This is a genomic window from Saccharothrix variisporea (assembly GCF_003634995.1).
Classification (GTDB): domain Bacteria; phylum Actinomycetota; class Actinomycetes; order Mycobacteriales; family Pseudonocardiaceae; genus Actinosynnema; species Actinosynnema variisporeum.
Genome location: NZ_RBXR01000001.1, coordinates 3,319,627 through 3,342,683, shown reverse-complemented (window position 1 = coordinate 3,342,683; position 23,057 = coordinate 3,319,627). Strand labels below are relative to the sequence as shown.

The 23,057-nt window shown below is 72.4% G+C and carries 23 protein-coding genes; 14 read left to right on the top strand and 9 right to left on the bottom strand.

Going from position 1 to position 23,057, the window contains the following annotated elements:
- Positions 1-103: 103 nt before the first annotated feature.
- Genes DFJ66_RS14695 through DFJ66_RS14680 form a run of 4 tightly spaced genes read right to left on the bottom strand, consistent with a single transcriptional unit; the run spans position 104 to position 4,989 of the window.
- A complete protein-coding gene (locus DFJ66_RS14695) occupies positions 104-2,146 on the bottom strand; it encodes an alpha/beta hydrolase family protein (RefSeq protein ID WP_211351172.1) in 2,043 nt (680 codons plus the stop codon).
- Entirely contained in the window at positions 2,146-3,111 is a 966-nt protein-coding gene (galE, locus tag DFJ66_RS14690; RefSeq protein WP_121221710.1) for a UDP-glucose 4-epimerase GalE, read from the bottom strand. Before galE ends, DFJ66_RS14695 begins: the two co-directional genes overlap by 1 nt.
- Before the next feature lie 19 nt (positions 3,112-3,130).
- Entirely contained in the window at positions 3,131-4,300 is a 1,170-nt protein-coding gene (gene galK, locus DFJ66_RS14685; protein WP_121221708.1) for a galactokinase, read from the bottom strand.
- A complete protein-coding gene (locus tag DFJ66_RS14680) occupies positions 4,297-4,989 on the bottom strand; it encodes an iron-dependent transcriptional repressor DtxR (protein ID WP_121221706.1) in 693 nt (230 codons plus the stop codon). The genes galK and DFJ66_RS14680 overlap by 4 nt, the downstream gene beginning before the upstream one ends.
- Before the next feature lie 61 nt (positions 4,990-5,050).
- Between DFJ66_RS14680 and DFJ66_RS14675 the strand changes: the two genes are divergently transcribed.
- Positions 5,051-5,899 (top strand): sulfurtransferase, encoded by an 849-nt coding sequence (locus DFJ66_RS14675; RefSeq protein ID WP_121221703.1) that lies wholly within the window; start codon positions 5,051-5,053, stop codon positions 5,897-5,899.
- Here DFJ66_RS14675 and DFJ66_RS14670 read toward each other — a convergent pair.
- A complete protein-coding gene (locus DFJ66_RS14670) occupies positions 5,896-6,510 on the bottom strand; it encodes a DUF3558 domain-containing protein (RefSeq protein ID WP_121221701.1) in 615 nt (204 codons plus the stop codon). The two genes, DFJ66_RS14675 and DFJ66_RS14670, sit on opposite strands and share 4 nt — an antisense overlap.
- Before the next feature lie 119 nt (positions 6,511-6,629).
- On the opposite strand from DFJ66_RS14670, the gene DFJ66_RS14665 reads away from it, so the two are divergent.
- The 5 genes from DFJ66_RS14665 to DFJ66_RS14645 all read left to right on the top strand — a co-directional run bounded on the left by DFJ66_RS14665 (position 6,630) and on the right by DFJ66_RS14645 (position 12,922).
- Entirely contained in the window at positions 6,630-7,814 is a 1,185-nt protein-coding gene (locus DFJ66_RS14665) for an acetoin utilization protein AcuC (protein ID WP_121221699.1), read from the top strand.
- Positions 7,815-7,820: 6 nt separating this feature from the next.
- A complete protein-coding gene (locus DFJ66_RS14660) occupies positions 7,821-10,472 on the top strand; it encodes a bifunctional acetate--CoA ligase family protein/GNAT family N-acetyltransferase (RefSeq protein ID WP_121221697.1) in 2,652 nt (883 codons plus the stop codon).
- A gap of 104 nt (positions 10,473-10,576) precedes the next feature.
- On the top strand, positions 10,577-11,080 hold the full coding sequence (locus DFJ66_RS14655; protein WP_121221695.1) for a hypothetical protein: 504 nt from the start codon (positions 10,577-10,579) through the stop codon (positions 11,078-11,080).
- Positions 11,081-11,256: 176 nt separating this feature from the next.
- On the top strand, positions 11,257-12,084 hold the full coding sequence (locus tag DFJ66_RS14650) for a glutamate ABC transporter substrate-binding protein (protein ID WP_121221693.1): 828 nt from the start codon (positions 11,257-11,259) through the stop codon (positions 12,082-12,084).
- A 58-nt stretch (positions 12,085-12,142) separates the two neighbouring features.
- Positions 12,143-12,922 carry a GntR family transcriptional regulator gene (locus tag DFJ66_RS14645; RefSeq protein ID WP_121221691.1) on the top strand — a complete coding sequence of 260 codons (780 nt, stop codon included), beginning with the start codon at positions 12,143-12,145 and terminating at the stop codon, positions 12,920-12,922.
- On the opposite strand, the gene DFJ66_RS14640 is transcribed toward DFJ66_RS14645, so the two are convergent.
- Positions 12,885-13,895, bottom strand: a complete 1,011-nt coding sequence (locus DFJ66_RS14640; protein WP_121221689.1) for a helix-turn-helix transcriptional regulator — start codon at positions 13,893-13,895, stop codon at positions 12,885-12,887. The genes DFJ66_RS14645 and DFJ66_RS14640 overlap by 38 nt on opposite strands.
- A gap of 64 nt (positions 13,896-13,959) precedes the next feature.
- Between DFJ66_RS14640 and DFJ66_RS14635 the strand changes: the two genes are divergently transcribed.
- From DFJ66_RS14635 to DFJ66_RS14600, 8 genes are all read left to right on the top strand, one after another.
- A complete protein-coding gene (locus DFJ66_RS14635; protein WP_170199401.1) occupies positions 13,960-14,421 on the top strand; it encodes a hypothetical protein in 462 nt (153 codons plus the stop codon).
- Between the two features lie 83 nt (positions 14,422-14,504).
- A complete protein-coding gene (locus DFJ66_RS14630; RefSeq protein ID WP_121231175.1) occupies positions 14,505-15,623 on the top strand; it encodes a TIGR03364 family FAD-dependent oxidoreductase in 1,119 nt (372 codons plus the stop codon).
- Positions 15,620-16,264 (top strand): phosphonatase-like hydrolase, encoded by a 645-nt coding sequence (locus DFJ66_RS14625; protein ID WP_121221685.1) that lies wholly within the window; start codon positions 15,620-15,622, stop codon positions 16,262-16,264. Before DFJ66_RS14630 ends, DFJ66_RS14625 begins: the two co-directional genes overlap by 4 nt.
- A gap of 7 nt (positions 16,265-16,271) precedes the next feature.
- Positions 16,272-17,276: a 2-aminoethylphosphonate ABC transporter substrate-binding protein gene (locus tag DFJ66_RS14620; RefSeq protein ID WP_121221683.1), complete on the top strand. Its 1,005-nt coding sequence runs from the start codon at positions 16,272-16,274 to the stop codon at positions 17,274-17,276.
- The gene (locus tag DFJ66_RS44995) at positions 17,273-18,313 is read left to right on the top strand and encodes an ABC transporter ATP-binding protein (protein WP_121221680.1); all 1,041 of its coding nucleotides are present in this window, start codon (positions 17,273-17,275) and stop codon (positions 18,311-18,313) included. The genes DFJ66_RS14620 and DFJ66_RS44995 overlap by 4 nt, the downstream gene beginning before the upstream one ends.
- The gene (locus DFJ66_RS14610) at positions 18,313-19,131 is read left to right on the top strand and encodes a 2-aminoethylphosphonate ABC transporter permease subunit (protein ID WP_121231173.1); all 819 of its coding nucleotides are present in this window, start codon (positions 18,313-18,315) and stop codon (positions 19,129-19,131) included. The genes DFJ66_RS44995 and DFJ66_RS14610 overlap by 1 nt, the downstream gene beginning before the upstream one ends.
- Positions 19,109-19,906: an ABC transporter permease gene (locus DFJ66_RS14605; RefSeq protein ID WP_121221679.1), complete on the top strand. Its 798-nt coding sequence runs from the start codon at positions 19,109-19,111 to the stop codon at positions 19,904-19,906. The genes DFJ66_RS14610 and DFJ66_RS14605 overlap by 23 nt, the downstream gene beginning before the upstream one ends.
- Before the next feature lie 124 nt (positions 19,907-20,030).
- Positions 20,031-20,357, top strand: coding sequence for a hypothetical protein (locus tag DFJ66_RS14600; RefSeq protein WP_121221677.1), 327 nt, complete (start codon positions 20,031-20,033; stop codon positions 20,355-20,357).
- 109 nt (positions 20,358-20,466) lie between these two features.
- Here DFJ66_RS14600 and DFJ66_RS43490 read toward each other — a convergent pair whose 3' ends face one another.
- The 3 genes from DFJ66_RS43490 to DFJ66_RS14585 form a co-directional block, all read right to left on the bottom strand.
- Positions 20,467-21,066, bottom strand: coding sequence for a hypothetical protein (locus DFJ66_RS43490; RefSeq protein ID WP_211351171.1), 600 nt, complete (start codon positions 21,064-21,066; stop codon positions 20,467-20,469).
- Positions 21,066-21,626: a hypothetical protein gene (locus DFJ66_RS14590; RefSeq protein WP_121221675.1), complete on the bottom strand. Its 561-nt coding sequence runs from the start codon at positions 21,624-21,626 to the stop codon at positions 21,066-21,068. Before DFJ66_RS14590 ends, DFJ66_RS43490 begins: the two co-directional genes overlap by 1 nt.
- Positions 21,627-21,687: 61 nt before the next feature.
- Complete coding sequence (locus DFJ66_RS14585) at positions 21,688-22,842, bottom strand: RtcB family protein (RefSeq protein ID WP_121221673.1); 1,155 nt, start codon at positions 22,840-22,842, stop codon at positions 21,688-21,690.
- Between the last annotated feature and the right edge of the window lie 215 nt (positions 22,843-23,057).

Below are 23,057 nucleotides of genomic sequence, written 5' to 3'. Positions count from 1 at the left end.
CCGCGCGCCAACGCGCCCCTCACCCGCCAGCGCCGCCCCACCACACCCACCAACGCCGCCGCGCCCGCCCCTCACACCGAGGAGCGGGCGCGGGCAGCGCGGGTCAGAGCAGGTCTGGGCGTTGCCAGGGTTCGCCGAGCACGTGTTCGGCCAGGAACGCGAAGATCGTCTCGTACCAGACCTTGGTGTTCCCCGGGGTGAGGATCCAGTGGTTCTCGGTCGGGAAGTACAGGAACTTCGCCGGCACCCCGTGTCGCACCAGGTCGAAGAACAAGCGCTGGCCCTCGCCGACCGGGACTCGGTAGTCCTTGTCGCCGTGGATGACCAGCATCGGCGTCTTGATGTCGGCCACCCGCAGGTGCGGTGAGTTCGCGCGCACGCGCTCGTCGTCGTGCTGCGGGTCGCCGACCTCCCGGATCCAGTAGTACGAGGCGTCCGTGGTCCCGGTGAACGCGTCCAGGTGCCACAGCGACGCGTGGGTCACGATCGCCTTGAAGCGGTCGGTCTGCGTGGCGATCCAGTTGGCCATGTACCCGCCGAACGACCCGCCCATCGCGGCGGTCCGGCTGTCGTCGACGTCCGGTCGCCGCACGGTGACGTCGGTGATCGCCATCAGGTCCGTGTACGGCTTGGCGCCCCAGCTGCCCCACCCGGCCTGGATGAACTCCTGCCCGTACCCCAGCGACAGCGCCGGGTCCGGCAGCAGCACGGCGTAGCCCCGCGCGGCCATCAGCCACGGGTTCCACCGCCAGCTCCACGCGTTCCAGCTCATGATCGGACCGCCGTGCACCCACAGCAGCAACGGCGCGGGGTTGTCCGCCGAGCAGTTCGACGGCAGCACGAGCCACGCCCGCACGGTCCGGCCGTCCTCGACGACGGTCGACACCTCGGTCAGCGTGCCGGGCAGGGACGCCACGGCACCGGGTGCGGGCAGGGCGACCGGCTCCTGGTCGGCACCCTCCAGCTCCAGGCGCACCGGCTGCGGCGGGTGGTCCCACGCGCTGCGCAGCGCGTACACGTGGTCGCGACCCACGATGACCTCGGTGTACGCGCCGGACGCGGTCAGCCGCACGACCTCCGACGTCGCCAGGTCCAGCCGGAAGATCGGCTGGTGCCCGCGCTGGGCGGCGGTGAAGTACACGGCGCGGCCGTCCGGCGCGACGACCGGGTGCTCGACCTCCTCGACCAGGTCCGCCGCCAGTTCGGTGATCTCGCCGGTCAGCGAGATCCGCACCAGCGTGTTGCGCCACACCCGGTCGGCGGTGGACTCCAGCGCGCGCACCGCGACCACGCCGGAGGAGTCGGGCAGGAACGCGACCTGCATGAACGAGTGCCCGTCCTGGTCGGCCAGGACCCGGCCGGACGACCCGTCCGCCGCCACCAGCCGCAGCCGCACGCGAGCCCCGTAGGACGCGCTCACCTCGACCCGCTCGGTGTGCACGACCCAGCGGCCGTCCGGGCTGATCGCCGCCGCGTCGTCCAGGCGGGTGGCGGACTCCGGCGTCAGGTCCACCAGGTCGGCGGTGTCCAAGCGCCCGGAGTCCGGGTGTTCGGCGTCCAAGGTGCCGGTGAGGAGGCGCGGATAGGCGGGGCCGAGGTCGGAGTCCCAGTACCGGACCGGGTAGGACTCGTGCAGGATCGCCGTCACCCCGGCGTCCTCACGGGCCTTGCGCAGGTCGCCGTCGTGGCCGAACTCGCCGCCGGGGTGTGCGCCGGCGGTCAGCAGCAGGGTGCCGGTCTCGCCCGACACGACCACCCGGTCCACACCGCCGGCGGGGCGGAACAGCTCCCTGGCCTCGCCGACCGGCGGCAGGAGCCACAGCGCGGTCTTGTCCTTGCCGACGCCCGTGTCACCGGGCTTGGCCTCCTGGTTCGGCCGCCCGGACAGGAACAGCAGGTCACCCGAGGGTGTGAACACCGGGTTCGACTCGCCCTTCGCGCCCCGGGTCAGCCGCCGCGCGGGGCGCCGACCGGTCGGGTCCAGCTCCCACAGCGCGCCCTGCCAGGTCTTGCCGTCCGCGGACAGCTCCGCCACCACCGCGACCAGGCGCGTGCCGTCGGGGGACAGGGCCAGCGACCCCACCCTCGGCATCCGGGTGTACGCGGTCAGGTCGGCGAAGTCCTCCGCCGAGATCGCCGCGCCCATCAGGCCCCCTGCGACCGCGACCGGGTGAACTCCCACGCGTCGCGGACGATGCCGGCCAGGTCGACCCGCTCGGGCTTCCAGCCCAGCTCGGTGCGCGCCTTCTCGCTGGAGGCCACCAGCACCGCCGGGTCGCCGGCGCGGCGCGGTGCCACGTCGGCCGGGATCTCGTGGCCGGTCACCTCGCGGCACGCCTCGATGACCTGCTTGACGGTGAAGCCGAAACCGTTGCCCAGGTTGTAGATCCGGTGCTCGCCCGCGGTCGCCGCGCCGATCGCCTTGACGTGCGCGTCGGCCAGGTCGACCACGTGGATGTAGTCGCGCACGCAGGTGCCGTCCTCGGTCGGGTAGTCGTCGCCGTACATGGCGACCTTCGCCCGCGTCCCGGACGCGACCTGGAGCACGATCGGGATCAGGTGGGTCTCGGTGGCGTGCCGCTCGCCGAACCGCCCGTACGCGCCGGCCACGTTGAAGTACCGCAGGGACACCGCCGCCAGGCCGTGCGCCGCCGCGTACCCGGTGATGGCGTGGTCGATGGCCAGCTTGGTCGCGCCGTAGGTGTTGGTCGGCCGGGTGGGCGCGGTCTCCAGGATCGGCACCTCGTCGGGCTCGCCGTAGCAGGCCGCGGTCGAGGAGAACACCAGGCGCGGGGTGCCGTGCGCCAGCATCGCGTCCAGCAGCTTCAGCGCCGTGCCGACGTTGCCGTGCCAGTACTTGGCCGGGTCCTCCATGGACTCGCCGACCAGCGACTTGGCGGCGAAGTGCAGCACGCCGTCGTAGCCCTCGGCCAGCACCTCGTCGATGACGTCGTTGATGTCGGCCTCGATGAGCCGCACCCCGTCGGGAACGGCGTCGGCGTGCCCGGTCGACAGGTCGTCGAGCACGACCACCTCGTGTCCCGCCTCGACCAGTCGAGCCGCGCACACGCTGCCGACGTACCCAGCACCGCCCGTCACGAGCAGCTTCACCGTGATCCCCGCTTTCCTCTTATTCGTCGCGCCCCGCGCCCGCCGAGGGCACGGCCGTGAAGGTCCTCGGGGTGGTCAGGCCGCGCCGCGCGAACGCCGCGAGCACGCCCCGCACCACCTCGTCGTGCCGGTCGACGGGCGTCAGCGCGATCGCCGACCCGCCGAACCCGCCGCCCACCATGCGCGCGCCCAGCGCGCCCGCGGCCAGGGCGGCGTCCACCGCGACGTCCAGTTCCGGGCAGGACACCCGGTAGTCGTCGCGCAGGCTCTCGTGCGACGCGGTCAGCAGCGGCCCCAGGCCCGCCACGTCGTCCGCGCGCAGCATCTCCACCGAGCGCAGCACGCGCTCGTTCTCCGTGACCACGTGCCGCACCAACGGCCGCAGCCGCTCGGGCAGCCGGTCCGACACCTCGTCCAGCTCGGTCAGCTCGACGTCCCGCAGCGCGGGCACGCCCAGCAGCGCCGCCGCCTCCTCGCAGCCGGCCCGCCGCTCGCCGTAGCCGCCGTCGAGGTTGGAGTGGTGCGCGCGGGTGTCCACGACCAGCACCTCCAGCCCGGACGCCGCCGCGTCGAAGGGCACCTGCTCGGCCTTGCCCGACCGGACGTCCAGGAACAGCACGTGCGCCTCGGTGCACAGCAGCGACGCGGTCTGGTCCAGCAGACCGGTCGGCGCGCCCACGAAGTCGTTCTCCGCCCGCTGCACCCAGCGGGCGATCCCGGGCCGGTCCTCGGGCACCCCGGCCAGCCCCAGCAGGGCCAGGGCGACCGCGCACTCCAGCGCGTGCGACGACGACAGCCCGGCGCCGGCGGGCACGTCACCGGCGACGACGAGGTCCGCGCCGGACGACACGCCCTCGCCGCGCAGCACCCAGGCGACCCCGGCCACGTACGCGGGCCACCCGGTCACGACCCCGGGCTCCAGGGCCGCGACCTCGACCGGTTCCGCGCGCTGCACGCCGCCGTCGTCGCCGAGGGTCGCCACGGTCAGCAGGCCGTCGGCGCGCGGGGCCGCCGCGACGGCCGTGCGGTGGGGCAGGGCGAAGGGCAGCACGAACCCGTCGTTGTAGTCGGTGTGCTCGCCGATCAGGTTGACCCGACCGGGCGCCGACCACACGCCGTGCGGGGCGGTGCCGTGCAGGCGGCCGAACGCCGCCGCGGCCCGCCGCCCTTGCTCCCGCCCCGAACTCACCTGGCCTGCACCAGGACCGCGTGCGCCACCGACGGGTCGAGCTCGGCCGTCGTGCCGTTGCCGCGGACCTGCACCACCTTCGCCCCGCCCATCGAGTCGACCTCGACCGTGCCGCCCGGCACGACGCCCGCCGCCTTCAGCTCGGCCATCAGGTCCGGGTCGAGCTGCACGTGCTCGGCGATCCGCCGCACCTCGACACGACCGCCGCCGCGCCGGGCCACCTCGTCCACGCGGACCAGGTCGGCCTCCGCGGGCGGGGCGGGCTCGCCGTCGCCCAGCTTGTCCAGGCCGGGGATGGGGTTGCCGTAGGGGGAGGTGGTGGGGTTGCCCAGGAGCTTGACCAGCTTGCGCTCGACGGCCTCGCTCATGACGTGCTCCCAGCGGCACGCCTCGCTGTGCACGTGCTCCCACTCCAGGCCGATGATGTCGACCAGGAGGCGTTCGGCGAGCCGGTGCTTGCGCATGACCGCGATGGCCAGGTTGCGCCCCTGCTCGGTCAGCTCCAGGTGGCGGTCGTCGGCGACGACCACCAGGCCGTCGCGCTCCATCCGCCCCACGGTCTGGCTCACCGTGGGACCGCTCTGGCCGAGCCGCTCGGCGATGCGGGCGCGCAGAGGCACGACGCCCTCTTCTTCGAGCTCGTAGATCGTGCGGAGGTACATCTCCGTGGTGTCGATGAGGTCGTTCACACCCGCTCCCCTTCGTATGGTGCCAATGCTAGTCGCCCGGTGAAAGGTGCAGGATGGTGCCGTGCATCCATTGATCAGCACCGAAGCCCTGGCCGCCGCGCTCGCCGACGCGGCCGGCCCGGTCGTGGTGGACCTGCGCTGGCGGCTGGGCGGACCTCCCGGACGCCAAGACTACGAGGTCGGGCACCTGCCCGGCGCGCACTACCTCGACCTGGACACCGACCTGTCCGCCGCGCCCGGCGCCGGCGGGCGGCACCCGCTGCCCGACCCCGACGACCTGCAGCGCGTGCTTCGCTCGATCGGGATCGACCAAGGTCACCCGGTCGTGGCGTACGACGGGGGTGACGGCTCGGTCGCGGCCCGCTTGTGGTGGCTGCTGCGCTGGGCCGGGCACCGCGAGGTGGCCGTGCTGGACGGCGGGTTCGCGGCGTGGGTCGCGGAGGGCCGGCCGGTGACGACGGAGGTCCCCGCGGCCACCGAGGGCGACATCGTGGTCAAGCCCGGCGCGATGCCCGTGGTGGACGCCGACGAGGCCGCCGCCCTGGCCCGCGAGGGCGTCCTGCTCGACGCCCGCGCCGCCGCGCGCTACCGCGGCGAGACCGAGCCGGTGGACCCGCGCGCCGGGCACATCCCCGGGGCTTTGAACGCGCCGTCCACCGAGCACGTCGGCGAGGACGGCCGGTGGCAGGGCGCGGCGGCGCTGGCGCAGCGGTTCCAGGCGCTGGGCGTGCGTGACGGTGTGCGCGTGGGCGCTTACTGCGGGTCGGGCGTGACGGCGTCGTCGGTCGTGTTGGCCCTCGAAGCGGCCGGGATCACCACCCCGGACCAGCCCGCCGAGCTGTACGCGGGCTCGTGGTCGCACTGGTGCGTGGACCCGTCACGTCCTCTGGCGACGGGTCCGAACCCCTAAGCGTTGGGGATCTTCTCGAAGCCCTTCTGAGCGAGCTTGAGGGCGGCATCGCACGGGTTGCCGCCCTCGTCGAAGGGCGTCACGTTCGCGGTGAAGGCGGGGATCAGCCCGGCGGTCTGGGGCTGGTCGAGCACCACCACCACGGTGCAGGAGCCGTCCTCCTTCACCTCGTACGCGGTGTTGCCGCCGACCTCGAACTCGCGCGCGTCGCCCTCGTGGAAGTCGAACCCGACGCGGAACAGCACCAGCGTGAAGGGGTCCTCGGTGCTCTGCACGCACCCCTTGTCGCCGGCCTTCTGCGCGCCCACGGCCGCCGCGACCTCCTCGGGCGTCAGCAGGTCGCAGCTGTCGTAGCCCTCGGACTTCTTGCGCGTGCCGATCTTGAGGTTGTCGCCCGTGGAGCTGCCGGGCTTGGTCACGGTGGTGCTCACGGCGGTCTTCTTGCCGCTGGTGGAGGTCTTGGTCGAGCTGGGCTTGCCGGACGTGGTCTTGCCGGCGCTCGTCCCGCCCGCGGCCGGCTTCGCGGAGCCGGTGACCGTCGTGGCGCACGCGGAGAGGCCGAGCAGGAGGGCCAGCGCCAGCGTGGCCGTGAGGGTGGTGGAGCGTCGCATGTCCTGTCTGACCCCGTTCCGACGCGCGGGGTTCCACCTTCGATGGCCGCTTTCCGCCCCTGCTCGTCGCGGCAGACTCTAAGACCTGTTGATCCGTCCCGTGGGTTAGGTTGCGATTCATGGGCGCCGAAGAAGTCACCGCTGCCGTCGTGTGGGACGAGTCGTTCCTCGCGTACGACTTGGGCGGCGACCACCCGCTGAACCCGGTCCGGCTGGACCTGACGATCAAGCTCGCGACCGCCCTGGGCGTCCTCGACGGGATCACCCCCGTCGTCCCCGCGCCCGCCACCGACGCCGAGATCGAACGGGTCCACGAGCCGTCCTACCTGTCCGCCGTGCAGGCCGCGCCGATGGCCGCGTGGGACGTCGGCCACGGCCTGGGCACCGCCGACAACCCGGTGTTCGAGCGGATGCACGAGGCGTCCGCGCTGGTCGTGGGCGGTTCGCTGGCGGCGGCCCGGGAGATCGCCTCCGGTCGGGCCAAGCGGGCGGTCAACATCGCGGGCGGGCTGCACCACGCCATGCGCGACCACGCCGCCGGCTTCTGCGTCTACAACGACTGCTCGGTCGCGATCTCGTGGCTGCTGGACAACGGCTTCGACCGCATCGCCTACCTCGACTCCGACGTCCACCACGGCGACGGCGTCCAGGACGCCTTCTACGACGACCCCCGCGTCCTCACCATCTCCCTGCACCAGAACCCGCTCAGCCTGTGGCCGGGCACCGGACGCCCCTCGGAGCTGGGCGGACCGGGCGCGGAGGGCACCGCCGTCAACCTGCCCCTGCCGCCGGGCACCCGCGACCCGGGCTGGCTGCGCGCCTTCCACGCCGTCGTCCCGGCGCTGCTGCGGAGTTTCCGGCCGCGCATCCTGGTCACCCAGTGCGGCGTGGACACCCACCGCGAGGACCCGCTGGCCGACCTGGCGCTGTCCGTCGACGGGCACCGCGCGATCTACCGGACCTTCCGCGACCTGGCCGAGGAGATCACCGGCGGCCACTGGCTCGCGCTGGGCGGCGGCGGGTACGAGCTGGTCCGGGTCGTGCCCCGGTCGTGGACGCACCTGCTGGCCACCGTGCTGGACCGGGACGTCGACCCGGCGACCCCGCTGCCCGCCGACTGGGTCGCCGACACGAGCGGGCGCGCGCCGAACTGGCCGATCCCGTCCACCATGTCCGACGACGCCGACGTGACCTTCGAGCGGTGGGGCGGCGACGCGGACACCCCGCTGGACGCCGCGATCCGCGAGACGCGCCGCGCGGTGTTCCCGCTGCACGGCCTGGACCCCGACGACCCGAGGGACTGACGCCCGGTGGACCCGTACGACTACCCGCGGACCTGGGAGGCCGACGTCGTCCTGAGCGACGGCGGCACCGTCCACCTGCGCCCGATCACGCCCGACGACGGCGAGAAGCTGCTCGCCTTCCACGGCCGGCTGTCCGAGCGCACGCGGTACTTCCGCTACTTCGGGCCGTACCCGCGGATGCCGAAGCGGGACGTCGAGCGGTTCACCACCGTCGACCACGCCGATCGGGTGGCGTTCGTCGCGCTCCTGGGTGACGACATCGTGGCCGTGGGCCGCTACGACCGGCTCGGCGGCGGGGGCAGCGCCGAGGTCGCGTTCGTCGTGGAGGACGAGCACCAGGGCCGGGGACTCGGGTCGATCCTGCTGGAGCACCTGGCGGCGGCGGCCCGCGAGCGGGGCCTGAGCCGGTTCACCGCCGAGGTGCTCGCCGAGAACGGCCAGATGGTGCGGGTGTTCCGGGACGCCGGCTACAAGGTCAGCCGCGCGTTCGAGGAGGGCGCGCTGCACCTCGAGTTCGACATCGACCCGACCGAGGAGTCGGTGGCGGTGGCGCGGGCGCGGGAGCAGGCCGCCGAGGCGCGCAGCGTGCACAACCTGCTGCACCCCCGATCCGTGGCGGTGATCGGTGCGTCCACGGACCCGACCAAGATCGGTCACGCGGTCCTGACGAACCTGCTGGAGGGCGTCTTCCACGGCCCGGTCTACCCGGTCAACGCCGAGCACCGGTCGGTGCGCGGGGTGCGGGCGTACCCGTCGGTGCTGGACATCCCCGACGACGTGGACCTCGCCGTGGTCGCGGTGCCGGCGGCGGGCGTGGACGACGTGATGGACGCCTGCCTGGCCAAGGGCGTGAAGGCGCTGGTCGTGGTGACGTCCGGGTTCGGCGAGACCGGGCCGGGCGGGTTGAGCGCGGAACGCCGGCTGGCCGCCGAGGCGCGGGCGCACGGGATGCGCGTGGTCGGCCCGAACGCCTTGGGCGTGCTCAACACCGACCCCTCGGTCCGTCTCAACGCGACCCTCGCGCCCCGGCTCCCCGGCCGGGGCCGGACCGGGTTCTTCTGCCAGTCCGGCGCGCTGGGCACGGCGATCCTGGCGGCGGCGGCCGAACGCGGGCTGGGCCTGTCGACGTTCGTGTCGGCGGGCAACCGGGCGGACGTGTCCGGCAACGACCTGCTCCAGTACTGGGAGACCGACCCGGCCACCGACGTCGTGCTGCTGTACCTGGAGTCGTTCGGCAACCCGCGCAAGTTCGCCCGCCTGGCCCGCCGGCTGGGGCGCACCAAGCCGATCGTGGCGGTCAAGTCCGGCCGGCACGCGGTGAGCCCCGCGCTGGCGGCGACGGGCGTGCAGGTGGACGAATCGAGCGTGCAGGCGTTGTTCGAACAGGCCGGCGTGATCCGCGTGGAGTCCCTGGCCCAGTTGTTCGACACGGCCCTGCTGCTGGCCCACCAGCCCCTGCCGGCCGGGCCGCGCGTGTCGGTGGTGGGCAACTCGACGGCGATCGGCCTGCTGGCGGCGGACACCGCGCTCGCGCAGGGCCTGGAACTGGCCGGCCCGCCCGTGGACGTCGGCGCGCAGGCCGGGCCGGAGGTGTTCGCGAAGGCCGTGCAGGACGCGTTGGCCAACCCGGACACCGACGCCCTGGTGGTCGTCTTCGTGCCGCCGCTGGCCGTGCCGGGCGCGGCGTTCGCCCGTGCCCTGCGGGAGGTCGCGGGGACCAAGCCGATCGTGTCGACGTTCCTCGCGGTGGAGGGCGTGCCGGACGAACTGGCGGTGCCCGGTCCCGATGGCGCTCCCGGTCGGGGTTCGGTGCCGTCCTACCCGAGCCCGGAACGCGCGGTGCTCGCGTTGGCGCGTGCGGCTCGTTACGCGCGGTGGCGCTTCTCGCCGCAGGGCCACTTCGTCCGTCCGGAAGGGATCGACGCGGAGGCCGCGCAGGCGTTGGTCGACTCGCTGCACCTGTCCGAGGAGCGCCGGGTCGACGACGAGACCGCCGTGCGGCTGCTCGCGTGCTACGGCGTGGAGCTGGTGCCGTTCCGGGTGGTGTCGTCGGCGGACGAGGCCGTCGCGGCGGCGGCGGAGCTGGGTTACCCGGTGGCGGTCAAGTCGGTGGACGAACGCCTGCGCCACCGGACCGACCTGGTCGGCGTCCGCCTGGACCTCGCAGGCGAGGACGCCGTGCGCTCGGCGTACGACATGCTGGCCGAGGTGTCCGAGAGGCCGGACGTGTACGTGCAGCGCATGGCCCCCAAGGGGATCTCGTGCGTGGTGGGCCTCCAGGACGACCCGTCCTTCGGCACGCTGGTCTCCTTCGGACTGTCCGGTCTGGTCAGCGACCTGCTCGGCGACCGCGCCTACCGGGCCGTCCCCCTGACCGAGACCGACGCGCACGCCCTGGTCCGCGCCCCGAAGGCCGCGCCGCTGCTGGCCGGTTATCGCGGTGGGGAGTCCGCCGACCTCCCGGCGCTGGAGGAACTCGTCCTGCGCCTGGCCGCGTTGGCCGAAGACCTGCCCGAGGTGCGCGAACTGGCCCTGGAGCCCGTCCTGGCCAGCGCGGCGGGCGCTTACGTGACCAGTGCTCGCCTGACCCTGGGCCCGCCTCCGTCCCGCCACGACACCGGTCCGCGTCGCCTGCGCTCCCCGGGTGGCGCCCGGTAGTCGGTACTCCGAACGGTGTAACGCGGTCCGAGGTCATCGCGACTCCGCGTATAGCGCGCTTGCCCCGGAGATCTCCTGTTCACCCTTGTCGGGAGGAGACAACGATGAAGCGAACCGCCGTGCTCGCGGCCGCCTTGCTGGCCGCGCTGGGCCTGTCCACCGCGCCCGCCGGCGCGCACCCGGGCGACGTGCAAGTGCAGATCGACCTGGCGAAGGTCCGTGCGGCCACCGCCCAGTACCACTACCTGCCCAACGCGTTGGACGCCGGCTACATCCCGGTCGGCGACTGCGTACCGGGCATGGGCTACCACTACCTCAACCCCGCGCTCGCCGGCCCCGGGCTGGACCCCGAACAGCCCGAGCTGCTCGTCTACGCGCCCACCCCGAGCGGCGGCCGGCGCCTGGTGGCCGTCGAGTACTTCCAGGTCGACGCGGACGGCGACCTCGCCACCGACTCCGACCGGCCGTCCCTGTTCGGCGTCGGGTTCGACGGCCCCATGCCGGGCCACGAGCCGGGCATGCCGGTGCACTACGACCTGCACGCGTGGGTGTGGAAGCACAACCCGGACGGGATGTTCGCAGCGTTCAACCCGAACGTCACCTGCTGAGCGCCGCGACGGCCGGGGCCGGTGCGCCGACCCCGGCCGTTACAGCGCTAACGCGGTCGATACGCAACCGTCACCCTTGACCGATCCACTGCGCCCTATCTTCCCCTCGACCCTGGACCGAAAAACTTTCGCCGCTTAGGTTGCCGACAACTTTCGAGGACCCGAAAAGGGGAAGAATGGCACTGGCACCGCTGCGCGCCCTCACCCTGGCGTGCTCCGCCGCCCTGGTCCTGGCCTCGTGCTCCGCCGGCGACGACACGACCCTCGTCGGCAAGGCGACGGCCGGCAAGCTGACCATCGCCGTCGCCTACGACCAGCCCGGTCTCGGCGTGCGCCGCCTGGACGGCGTCTACAAGGGGTTCGACGTCGACGTGGCGCGGTACGTCGCCAAGGAGCTGGGCGCGGACGAGTCGAAGATCCACTTCGTCGAGGCCACCCCCTCGCAGCGCGAGAAGCTGCTCACCGAGGGCAAGGCGGACCTCGTGGTCTCCAGCTACTCGATCACCGAGAAGCGCAAGGAGGTGATCGACTTCGTCGGGCCGTACTTCATCGCCGGTCAGGACCTGCTGGTCCGGTTGTCCGACACGCGGATCACCGGTCCGGAGTCGCTCACCGCCGGGATCAGGCTGTGCTCGGTGGAGAACACGACCTCGGCCCAGTACGTGAAGGACCAGTTCGCGCGATCCGTGGAACTGGTGAACTACCCCAACTTCAGCGACTGCGTCACCGCCCTGCTGGCCGAGCAGGTGGACGCGCTCACCACCGACGACGTGATCCTCGCCGGCTACGCCGCGCAGAACCCGGAACTGCTGCGGGTGGTGGGGAAGCCGTTCAGCGAGGAGAAGTACGGCATCGGCATCCGCCGCGGCGACGCGGCCGGCAAGGCGAAGGTGACGGCGGCCGTCCAGAAGATGATGAACACCGGCGAGTGGCGCAGGTCACTGGAGGCCAACGTGGGCCAGTCCGGTTACGCCATCCCGGACCCGCCCAAGATCACCCCGTGACGTGCGACCCACCCCGATAGCGGTCTGACCGGCGGGTTCGAGGTCGTAGGCTCGCCGGGTGCCTGCTTCGCATTTCGCTCCCCAGTACCGAGCGGACGGACCGGTCCGCGCCGGTATCCCCGAGCACGGTCGCATCCCGCGCTACTACGCGGTGAAGACCGAGCTGCTGTGGCTCATCGAGGCGCTGGGGGAGGGCACGGCGCTGCCGTCGGAGCGGGAGTTGGCCGAGCGCTACTCGGTGTCCCGGGTGACGCTGCGGCAGGCGGTGGGCGAACTGGTGCTGGAGGGCAAGCTCCAGCGGCGGCAGGGTTCGGGCACCTACGTGGCCCCGCCGAAGCTGGTGCAGCCGCTGTCGCTGGTGAGCTACACGGAGGGCATGCGCCGCCAGGGCGTGGACCCCGCGCGCAGCGTGATCACCGTCGAGCACCTGCCGGCGGACGACGTGCTGGCGCGGGACCTGCGCATCGAGCGCGGGGACCAGGTGGTGCACCTGGAGCGCGTGTTGCTGGCCGACGACGAGCGGGTGGGGCTGGAGTCCACGTACCTGCCGGAGGCGCGGTTCCCGACGCTGCTGGACGTCTTCGACCCGACGACGTCGTTGTACGCGTGCCTGACCAACCGGCTGGGCGTGGTGTTCGCGGAGGCCGAGGAACGGGTGGAGACCGTGCTGGCCACGCCCCGCGAGGCGTTGCTGATCGGCACGAACCCGGCGCTGCCGATGCTGCTGCTGCACCGCGTGTCCCATGACAACGATGGCGTGCCGATCGAGCGGGTGCGCTCGCTGTACCGGGGCGACAGGTTCAGCTTCGTGGCCCGGCTGCGGGCCGAGGGTCGCTGACCGGGTAGAGCCGCGCCATCGCGTGGACGGTCTCGGCCACGTGGGCGACCAGGGCGGCCGGCGCGAGCACTTGGACGTCCGCACCCAGGCGGAGCAGGCCTGCGGTGGCGTGGGCGATGTCCTCCAACGGGACCTCCGCCGTGCGCCACCCCGTCGGGTCCGGCGCGGAGAGCGTGCGGGTGGCCAGGTCGGCGGCCCGGGGACCGAGAACGTCGGCGAGGGCGGTCGCGCCCCGCGGTGACAGGCGCACGACGGCGACCTCCGTTTCGTGTGCGCTCTCGTAGCGTTCGACCTGCTCGCGCCAGTAGTCGGCCAGGGCGAAGCCGTCCGGGCGGGTGAAGGTGTCCGGCAGGTGGCGGGCGTTCTCGATGGACGAGATGCGGTAGGTGCGCGGCTGGTCGTCCTTGGCGGCGACCAGGTACCAGACACCGGCCTTGAGGACGAGGCCGAGCGGGTGCAGGCGGCGGGTGACCACGCCCGGTTCGGGGCTCCAGCGCCGGTACTCCACCTCGACCGCGCGGTCCTGCCACAGCGCCTCGGCGATGGTCAGCAGGTGCGGCACGTCGTCGGGTTTCCGGTACCAGCCCGGGGTGTCGAGGTGGAACCGGTGGCGGATGCGGGTCGACGCTTCGCGGTAGGCCGTGGGCAGGGCCGCCATCAGCTTCAGCTCGGCGGCGGCGACCTGCGCGCCCAGGCCCAGTTCGGCGGCGGGCTGGGGGAGTCCGGTGAGGAACAGCGACTCCGCCTCCTGCGCGGTCAGGCCGGTCAGCCGGGTGCGGTAGCCGTCCAGCAGGCGGTAGCCGCCGGTCGGGCCGGGTTCGGCGTAGATCGGCACGCCCGCCGCCGACAGCGCCTCGACGTCCCGGTAGACGGTCCGGGCGGTTACCCCCAGCTCCCGCGCCAGGGCGTTCGCGCTCAGCAAGCCGCGGTCTTGAAGCAGCAGGACCAGGGACAACAGTCGGCTCGCGCGCACCGGACGAAGTATGCGCGGCACCACTGACAGAAGATGTCAGGGGTGCCCGCCGAGGATCGTTCCCGTGAACGACTTCGACTTCTTCATCGGTTCTTGGAACGTGGTCAACCGGCGCCTCAAGACGCTGTTCGCCGGCAGCGACGACTGGGAGGAGTTCCCGGGCAGCACGACCTGCGCGAGCATCTTCGGTGGCGGCGGCACCACCGAGGAGATCGTCTTCCCGACCTTGGGCAGCCGCGGCTACACGCTCCGCCTGTTCGACGTCGAGCGGCGGGAGTGGTCGATCTACTGGGCCAACAGCCGCACCGGCGTGCTGTTCCCGCCGGTCGTGGGCACCTTCGCCAACGGGCGCGGCGACTTCTACGGCGACGACGAGCACGACGGCAGGCCGATCAAGGCGCACTTCATCTGGTCCGACATCACGCCCACGTCGGCGCGCTGGGAGCAGGAGTTCTCCGCTGACGGCGGCGTGACGTGGGAGTCCAACTGGGTCATGGAGTTCAGCCGCCAGATAACAGAGCGGTAACTCATCTAGTCCACATGTGGAGTTCATCTGCGCGTTCCTGAGCAGACATGGCCGGTTCGCTGCGACAACGCACCGTTCCCGGCGTGCGAGTGCTCATTGTCGGTGGCGGCGTGCTCGGGACCATGCACGCCTGGCAGGCCGTCGAACGCGGTCACGAAGTGGTCCAGCTGGAACGGGAACCCGAGGCCCGGGGAGCCTCGGTGCGCAACTTCGGCCTCGTCTGGGTCGGCGGGCGCGCGGCGGGGGTGGAGTTGGACACCGCCTTGCGCGCCCGGGAGCTGTGGGAGCGGATCGGGGAGCGGGTGCCGGGGCTCGGGTTCCGGGCCAACGGGTCGCTGACGGTCTTGCGGACGCCACTGGAAGTCCGAGTCGCCGAGCAGACCGTTGCCCGGGACGACGCCGCCGAGCGTGGGCTGAAGCTCCTCGACGTCGAAGAGGCTCGGCGGCTGAACCCGGCCTTGCGGGGGGACTTCGAAGCTGCGCTCTGGTGCGAGCGGGACGCGGCCGTGGAGCCGAGGGTGGCCCAGCCGGCGTTGCGGGCGGCGCTGGAGGCGTCCGGGCGGTACACCTGGCTGCCGGGGCGTGAGGTGCGATCCGTGACCCGGGGCAAGGTGGTCGACGACCAGGGGGATCAGCACCGCGGGGACGTGGTGATCCTCTGCACTGGCGCGTGGCTGGGCGGGCTGGTCCGCGAGATCGCCGGGGACGTGCCGGTGCGCCGCGTCCGGCTCCAGATGATGCAGACCGAGCCGCTGGGCGAAGCGCTGACGACCTCCGTGGCCGACGGCGACAGCTTCCGCTACTACCCGGCCTACCGGGGCACCGCGCTGGACGCGCTCAACCGCGAGCAGCCCCAGCCGGAAACCGCCCGCGAGCACGCCATGCAACTGCTGGTCGTCCAGCGCGCGGACGGCGGGCTGACCATCGGCGACACCCACGCCTACGACGAGCCGTTCCCGTTCGACACCGAGGACGAGCCGTACCGGCACCTGACCGAGGTCGCCGAAGCCGTCCTGGGCCGCCCGCTGCCGCGCGTCGCCCGCCGGTGGGCCGGCGTCTACGCCCAGTGCCGCGACACCACCCAGGTCGTGCACCGCCGCGAGGTCGAGCCCGGTGTGTGGCTGGTGACCGGGCCCGGCGGGCGCGGCATGACGTGTTCGCCGGCCATCGGGTTCGACACGGCCGAGGCGGTGGGCCTGTGATCGCCCTGGCGGTGCTCGACATGGCCGGCACGACCGTGCTGGACGACGGGCTGGTGGAGCGCGCCTTCCACGCCGCGCTGCCCGACGCCACCCCCGCGATGGTGGACCACGTCCGCGCCACCATGGGGCAGTCCAAGATCACGGTGTTCCGCGACCTGCTGCACGACGAAACCCTGGCCCAGCGCGCGAACACGGCGTTCGAAGAGGCCTACGCCGGTCTCGTCGACGACGGCCACTGCACGCCGGTGCCCGGTGCCGAGCAGGTGATCACCGACCTTCGTTCGAGGGGCGTGAAGGTCGCCTTCACCACCGGCTTCGCCCGCACCACCCAGGAACGGATCCTGGCCGCCCTCGGCTGGACCGACCTGGCCGACTTCACGACCACCCCGGCGCAAGCCGGCCGCGGTCGGCCGTACCCGGACATGGTGCTCGCCGCCGTGCTCGGGCTCGGGCTGACCGACGTCCGCGAGGTGGCGGTCGTCGGCGACACCCCCTCCGACGTGCTCTCCGGCCTGCGTGCGGGCGCCCGCGTGGTGGCGGGCGTGCTCACCGGGGCCGGGACCCGCGCCGAGTTGGCTGGTGCGGGCGCGACCCACGTCCTCGACTCGATCCGCGACCTCCCCGCCGTCCTCGAAGGGTAAGAAAGCCATGCTGCGCAAGGTTCTCGCCGTCGGGCTCCTGCTGCTCACCGCCGCCTGCGGCGGCACCGCGGGCGGCAGCGCCCCCGCCGACCAGACCGTCACCGTCTACACCGTGGACGGCCTGGCGGGCTGGTACGGCAAGCGCGCCGAGGAGTTCAAGGCCAAGACCGGCATCACCGTCCAGCTCGTGGAGAGCGGCTCGGGCGAGGTCGTCACCCGCGCCGAGCGGGAGAAGGCCAACCCGCAGGCCGACGTCCTGGTGACGCTGCCGCCGTTCATCCAGCGCGCCGCGAAGGCCGGCCTGCTCGCCGACTACACGCCCGCCGACGCCGACAAGGTGACCGACAAGACCGGCAAGTACACCGCGGTCGTCAACAACTACCTGGACTTCATCTACAACCCCAAGCTGGCCCAGCCCGCGCCCAAGTCGTGGCAGGACCTGCTGGACCCGCGGTTCAAGGGCAAGCTCCAGTACTCCACGCCCGGCCAGGCCGGTGACGGCACCGCGGTCCTGTTGCAGCTCAAGCACGTCTACGGCGACCAGGGCGCGCTGGACTACCTGGCCAAGCTGGAGGCCAACAACGTCGGCCCGTCCTCCTCGACCGGCAAGCTCCAGCCCAAGGTGTCCAAGGGCGAGATCTTCGTGGCCAACGGCGACGTGCAGATGAACCTCGCCTCGATCCGCGACGACAAGTCCGAGTTCGAGATCTTCTTCCCCGCCGACGACAAGGGCGTGCGCTCGACGTTCGCCATCCCGTACTTCGCCGGGCTGGCCACCGGTGCCCCGCACGCCGACAACGGCAAGAAGTTCCTGGACTTCCTGCTCTCGGCCGACGTGCAGAAGACCATCCCGACCGACGCGCTGGGCCAGCCGACCCGCTCCGACGTGCCCGCCGAGGGCCGGGTGTCGGAGCTGCTCAAGGGCGTCGAGGTGTGGCAGCCGGACTGGACCGCCGTCGTCGAGTCCCTGGACGCCGACGTCGCCGCGTACACCAAGGCCGTCGGGCGATGACGCCGGCCGTCGAGCTGCGGGACGTGTCCGTCCACTTCGGACGGACCGTCGCGCTGCACGGCCTGGACCTGTCGGTGGCGCCGGGGGAGACCCTGGCGCTGCTCGGCCCGTCCGGGTCGGGCAAGTCCACCGCGCTGAAGGCGATCGCCGGCTTCCTGCGGCCCACCTCCGGGCGGGTGCTACTCGGCGGTCGCGACGTCACCGACACCCCGCCGAACCGGCGCGGGCTCGGCGTGGTGGTGCAGAGCTACGCGTTGTTCCCGCACATGAAGGTGTTCGACAACGTGGCCTTCGGGCTGCACGCCCGGCGGGTGCCGCGCCGGGAGGTCGCGGCCCGGGTCGCCGAGGTGCTGGACCTGGTGGGCATGGGCGGGTTCCGGGACCGGTACCCGCGCCAGCTCTCCGGCGGGCAGCAGCAGCGGGTGGCCATCGCGCGGGCGTTGGCGATCCGGCCGCCCGTGCTGCTGCTGGACGAGCCGTTGTCGGCGCTGGACGCGGCCCTGCGCGAGGAGATGGTGGCCGAACTGCTGCGGCTGCGAGCGGAACTGCCCGACACCGCCGTCGTGTACGTGACGCACGATCAGGGCGAGGCGCTCGCGCTGGCCGACCGGATCGCGGTGATGCGGGACGCGCGACTGGTCGAGGTCGGGCCGACCGAATCGCTGTACCACCGGCCGGTCGAGTCGTTCACGGCGTCGTTCCTGGGTGCCTCGAACCTGCTCCCGGTCGAGGTGGTGGACCGGGAGACGGTGCGGGTCGGCGCGGTGGCGGTGAAGGCCTCGTCGGACGGGCTCTCGGACGGGCCGGTGGCGTTGAGCGTCCGGCCGCACCGGGTCGGGGTGCGGCCGTACACCGGGTCGGGGCTGGCGGCGCGGCTGCTGGCCGTGCAGTGGCGGGGGACCGGGTTCCGGCTCGACGTGGAGCTGGAGCTCGGGCACCGGCTGCGCGCGGAGGTGCCCGACGTGGAGGGGCTGTCGGTGGGGTCGCGGGTGGAAGTGTCCATTCCGGACGGTTGTCCGCTGGTGCGGGTGGCGTGATGCGGCGGCTGGTGTGGCTGGTGCCGCCGGTCGCGGTGCTCGCGGTGTTCTTCGGGTACCCGCTGGTGTTGGTGCTGTGGCAGTCGTTCGTGTCCGACTCCGGCGTGGTCGGGTTGCAGGTCTGGCAGGACGTGCTGGGGTCCGCGGAGTTCCAGCGCGCGGTGGTGCGGACGGCGCTGCTGGCGCTCGCCGCGACCGCCGGGTGCCTGGTGCTCGGGGTGTTCCTGGCGCTGGTGATCGCGTTCGCGCCGTTCCCTGGGGTGCGGGCGGTGTCGCGGCTGGTGGACGTGGTGCTGGCGTTCCCGTCGTTCCTGATCGCGCTGGCGTTCACGTTCCTGTACGGCAGTGCCGGCGTGGTGAACGCGGCGCTCGGTGACGGGTCGGTGGACTTCCTCTACTCGCCGTGGGGCGTGCTGCTGGCGGAGATCACGTTCTACACGCCGTTCGTGATGCGGCCGGCGCTGGCGGCGTTCAGCCAGATCCCCGGGGCGCAGCTGGACGTGGCCGCGAGTCTGGGGGCGTCGCCGTGGCGGGTGCTGCGGCGGGTGTTGCTGCCGGACGCGGCGCCGGCGTTGGCGTCCGGGGCGTGCCTGACCTTGTTGCTGTGCATGAACGAGTTCGGGATCGTGCTGTTCGTCGGCGCGAAGGACGTCATCACGTTGCCGATGTTGGTGTACACGAAGGCGATCGTGACGTTCGACTACCCGGCGGCGTGTGTGGTGGCCGTGGTGAACGTGGTGTTCTCCGGCGCGCTCTACGCGCTGCACCGGTGTTTGTTCGCGAAGGGAGCGGGCCGTGCTGCTGTGGACGCGGCGTAGTCGGGCGGTCGCCATCGCGGTGTTCGCGGTGCTGTTCGCGGTCGTCGTGCTGGCTCCGCTGGCGATGATCGTGCTGGCGTCGGTGGCCGGGTCGTGGAACGGCGTGCTGCCGTCCGAGGTGACCGGGTCGCACCTGGCGGGCGCGGTGCACGGGGACGCGGTGGCCAGTGCGCTGGTCAGCGCGCAGACGGCCGTCATCGCGGCGCTGGTCGCGGTGGTGCTGGGGACCTGGCTGGCGTTAAGCGCGGCCCGTGCTCCTCTTGTGGTGCGGCGGGTGCTGGACGGGGTGGCGCACCTGCCGTTGGCCGTGCCGTCGGTGGTGGTGGGCCTCGGGCTCCTGGTCGCGTTCAGCCGACCGCCGTTGCTGCTCAACGGAACGCGGTGGATCGTGCTCGTGGCGCACCTGGTGATCCTGCTGCCGTTCACGTTCAGCGTCGTGTCGGCGGCGCAGCGTCGCGTGGACCCGGTGCTGGCGGCGGTGGCTGCGAGCCTGAGTGCGTCGCCGATGCGCGTGCTGTGGCGCGTGCAGGTGCCCGTGCTGTTGCCCGCGATGTCGGCGTCGGCGTCACTGGGGTTGGCGCTGTCGATGGGCGAGGTCGGCGCGACCGTCATGGTGTACCCGCCGGACTGGCGGACGCTGCCGGTGAGCGTCTTCGCGTTGACGGACCGGGGCCAGGTCTTCGCCGCGTCGGCGTCCACCGTGCTGCTGCTGGGGATCACGCTGGCCGGCCTGGTCGCGGTGGGAGCTGTTCGCCTCCGCGCCGCCGAACGTTAGCGAAGCGTGTCCGGATACCGCCCATTGGCAGGCGTCGCCTCGTGCCCTTGCGGAGTTATCGTTGGTGCTCGGGGAAGTGAGTCTCCCTCAACCCGCAACGGCGCGGGGGAACCGGGGGTGAACCGTGACGTTCAAAGAGGAGTTCCTGGCGGAGCTCGAAGACTGCCTGCGCGGCTACGGTGCGGTACCGGTCCGCGACCCCGGCGCGCTCGCACGGTTCATCGAGTACGTCCGCCTGCTGCCGGAGGACGACTCCCGGCTGCGCTGCCTGGAGGGCGTGGACCAGGGGTCCGGCTCGTTCTGGAACAACCCGGCGGTGTGGTGGGAGGAGGTCCCGCGGTTCGGGGTGGGGACCGCGGACTGCTCGGCGTTGCTCGACCGGATGCTGGACGAGGCCATCAGCGACGAGATCGACGTGCTGGAGATGGAGATCCGGGAGCTGCCGGGGTAGTGGCTTCGCCAGTGGGGTCGCCCGTGGTGCACCCGGGTCGCCGGACGCACCACGGGGGGACACATCCCACTTGGAATTTTCCACTTGGAACTCGTCGTGCCTTGTTCGGTTACACGGACAGCAGTCGGTCGAAGAACGCGCGGTAGCGGCGGAGTGCGTTCCGCAGCTCTTCCGTGTCGACCTGTTCACCCTGCTGCCACTGGCCCTCCAGGGACCGCTTGTGGTCGGCGAACGTCGTCGCCAGGCTCTGCACGACCTGGGCGACCAGTTCGTCCGCACGGCGCACCGCGTCGCGCGGGTCGTCCACGAAGTCGGACTGGAGGGTTCGCCACTCGGTCCGGAACCCGTCTGCCTCGTCCGGAGCGAACAGCGGCTCGTCGTCGGAGCGCATCCCGGTCGGCTGCTGCTCCGGCTGGTCCGTCTGCGCCGGCTGGTCGGTCTGCACCGGCTGCTGTTCCTGCCGGTCCTGCTGGGGCACGGCGTGGGTCTGCGTGTCGGTTCTGTCCGCCGTGTCGTACGCGCCCTCGTCGTACTGCCCGCGGTCGTACTGCCCGCGGTCGTAGTCGGCGGGCGCCTCCTGGTCGTAACCCGTCGGCTCCTGCTCGTAGTTCTCGACGGGCTCCTGGTAGTCGGCGGTGGTCTGGTCGGTGGTGGTCTCGTCGTCCCGCTTGCGGTTGGCGAAGTCCTCGGTGGTCAGCCGCTCGGTCATCAGCGCGCTCCTTCTTCCCTGCGGTTGTCTTCACGACCCAGCAGGTCCTCGAAAAGCGTGCGGTAGTGGACCATGGCCGCACGCAGGTCCTCGGTGGACGCCTCGCCGCGGTCCTGGCGCTGCGAGATGGTGTGCGCCTCGCGGTAGTGCTCCAGCGTGTTCGCGTGTTCCACGGACAGCAGCGCCTCCTGGCGCTCGTACCCCTCGGTGGGGTAGCCGCGTTCCGCCATCAGGTCGGTCACCAGTCGGTCCGCCTGGGTGACCGCCTCCTGCGGCGTGTCGACGAACTGCTCCTGGATGCGCGACCAGCTCCGGGCGTAGCTCTCCCGGGTCACCGGTGCCAGCGGGCGGAGTTCGAGCTTGGCGTGCTCACGCTCGCGCTCGACCAGTTCACGCTCCGCAGCCATCCGGCTGTCGCTGCGCTCGACGGCCCGCTCGTACTCCGGGCCGAACCGCTCGCGCAACCGCTTGCGCTGCAAGAAGAATCGCGACAGCACTGCGACCGCTGCCACGACGACCAGCACGACGACGATCACGCCGATGAGGGTGCCGGTGGACATCTGTGGCCTCCTTGGGCTCGGATGTCCACCGGGTTCCCTCGATCGTGTGACGGTAAAACACCTATCCCTTGACGCAGACGACCTGCTTGAGCCGCGTGACGACCTCCACCAGGTCGCTCTGCTGGGCGATCACGGTGTCGAGGTCCTTGTAGGCGCCGGGGATCTCGTCCACCACGCCGGCGTCCTTCCGGCACTCCACGCCCGCGGTCTGTGCGGCCAGGTCGTCGGCGGTGAACGTCTTGCGCGCCTTGGTCCGCGACATCTTCCGACCGGCGCCGTGCGACGCGGACTCGAACGAGTCGGGGTTGCCCAGACCGCGCACGATGTACGAGCCGGTGCCCATCGAGCCCGGGATGATCCCGAGCTCGCCCTTCCGGGCCCGGATCGCGCCCTTGCGGGTCACCAGGACGTCCTCGCCGAAGTGGTGCTCCTCCGACACGTAGTTGTGGTGCGCGCTGATCGGCTCGTCGAACGCGATGTGCGGGAACTGCCGCTGGAGCACCCCGGTGACGAGGCCGAGCATGGTCGCCCGGTTGCGCCGCGCGTACTCCTGCGCCCAGTACAGGTCGTGCCGGTACGCGGCCATCTCCGGCGTGCCCGCGAGGAACACGGCGAGGTCCGGGTCGGGCAGGGCCTGGTTGTGCGCCAGCGTGCGGGCGACCTCGATGTGGTGCTGCGCCAGCTGGTTGCCGATGCCGCGCGAGCCGGAGTGCAGCATGACCCACACCCGGTCGTCGGTGTCGAGGCAGACCTCCAGGAAGTGGTTGCCGCCGCCGAGGGTGCCCATCTGGCGCAGGGCCTTGCCCTGGTCGAGGGTCGGCACCAGGCGGTCGAAGCCGTCCCAGAAGGCGTCGGGGGCGACGACGGGCTCCTTGTGCATGGCGAACCCGACCGGCACCGCCCGCTCCAGGGCGCTGCGCAGGTGCTTGAGGTCGGCCGGCAGGTCGGTGGCGTGGAGGGAGGTGCGCACGGCCGTCATGCCGCAACCGATGTCCACCCCGACCGCCGCCGGCGAGACCGCGTCCTTGAGCGCGATGACGGAGCCGACGGTGGCCCCCATGCCGTAGTGCACGTCGGGCATGACGGCAACGTGCTTGACCGCCCAGGGGAGGGCGGAGATGTTGCGCAGCTGTCGCAGCGCCTGCTCCTCGACCTCGTCCGGGTTGGCCCACAGCCGGATGTCCACGCGGGAACCGGCGATCGTCGTTGCGGTCATGGGGTCAAGGCTAGGTGGGGCGGTGGCCGGCCGCGATCGGATTTGACCGGGCCGGGCCGGGCCGGGCCGGGCGGGGCGGGGCGGGCTGGGGCAGGCCGGACCGGGGCGCGGCGCAGCTGGGCTGGGCGGGGCTGGGTAGGGGCAGTGCTGGACGCGTCGGGCGCAGCGCGGGCTGGCGCCGGCACGGGTGCGGGTGCGGTGCGGATGCGGGTGCG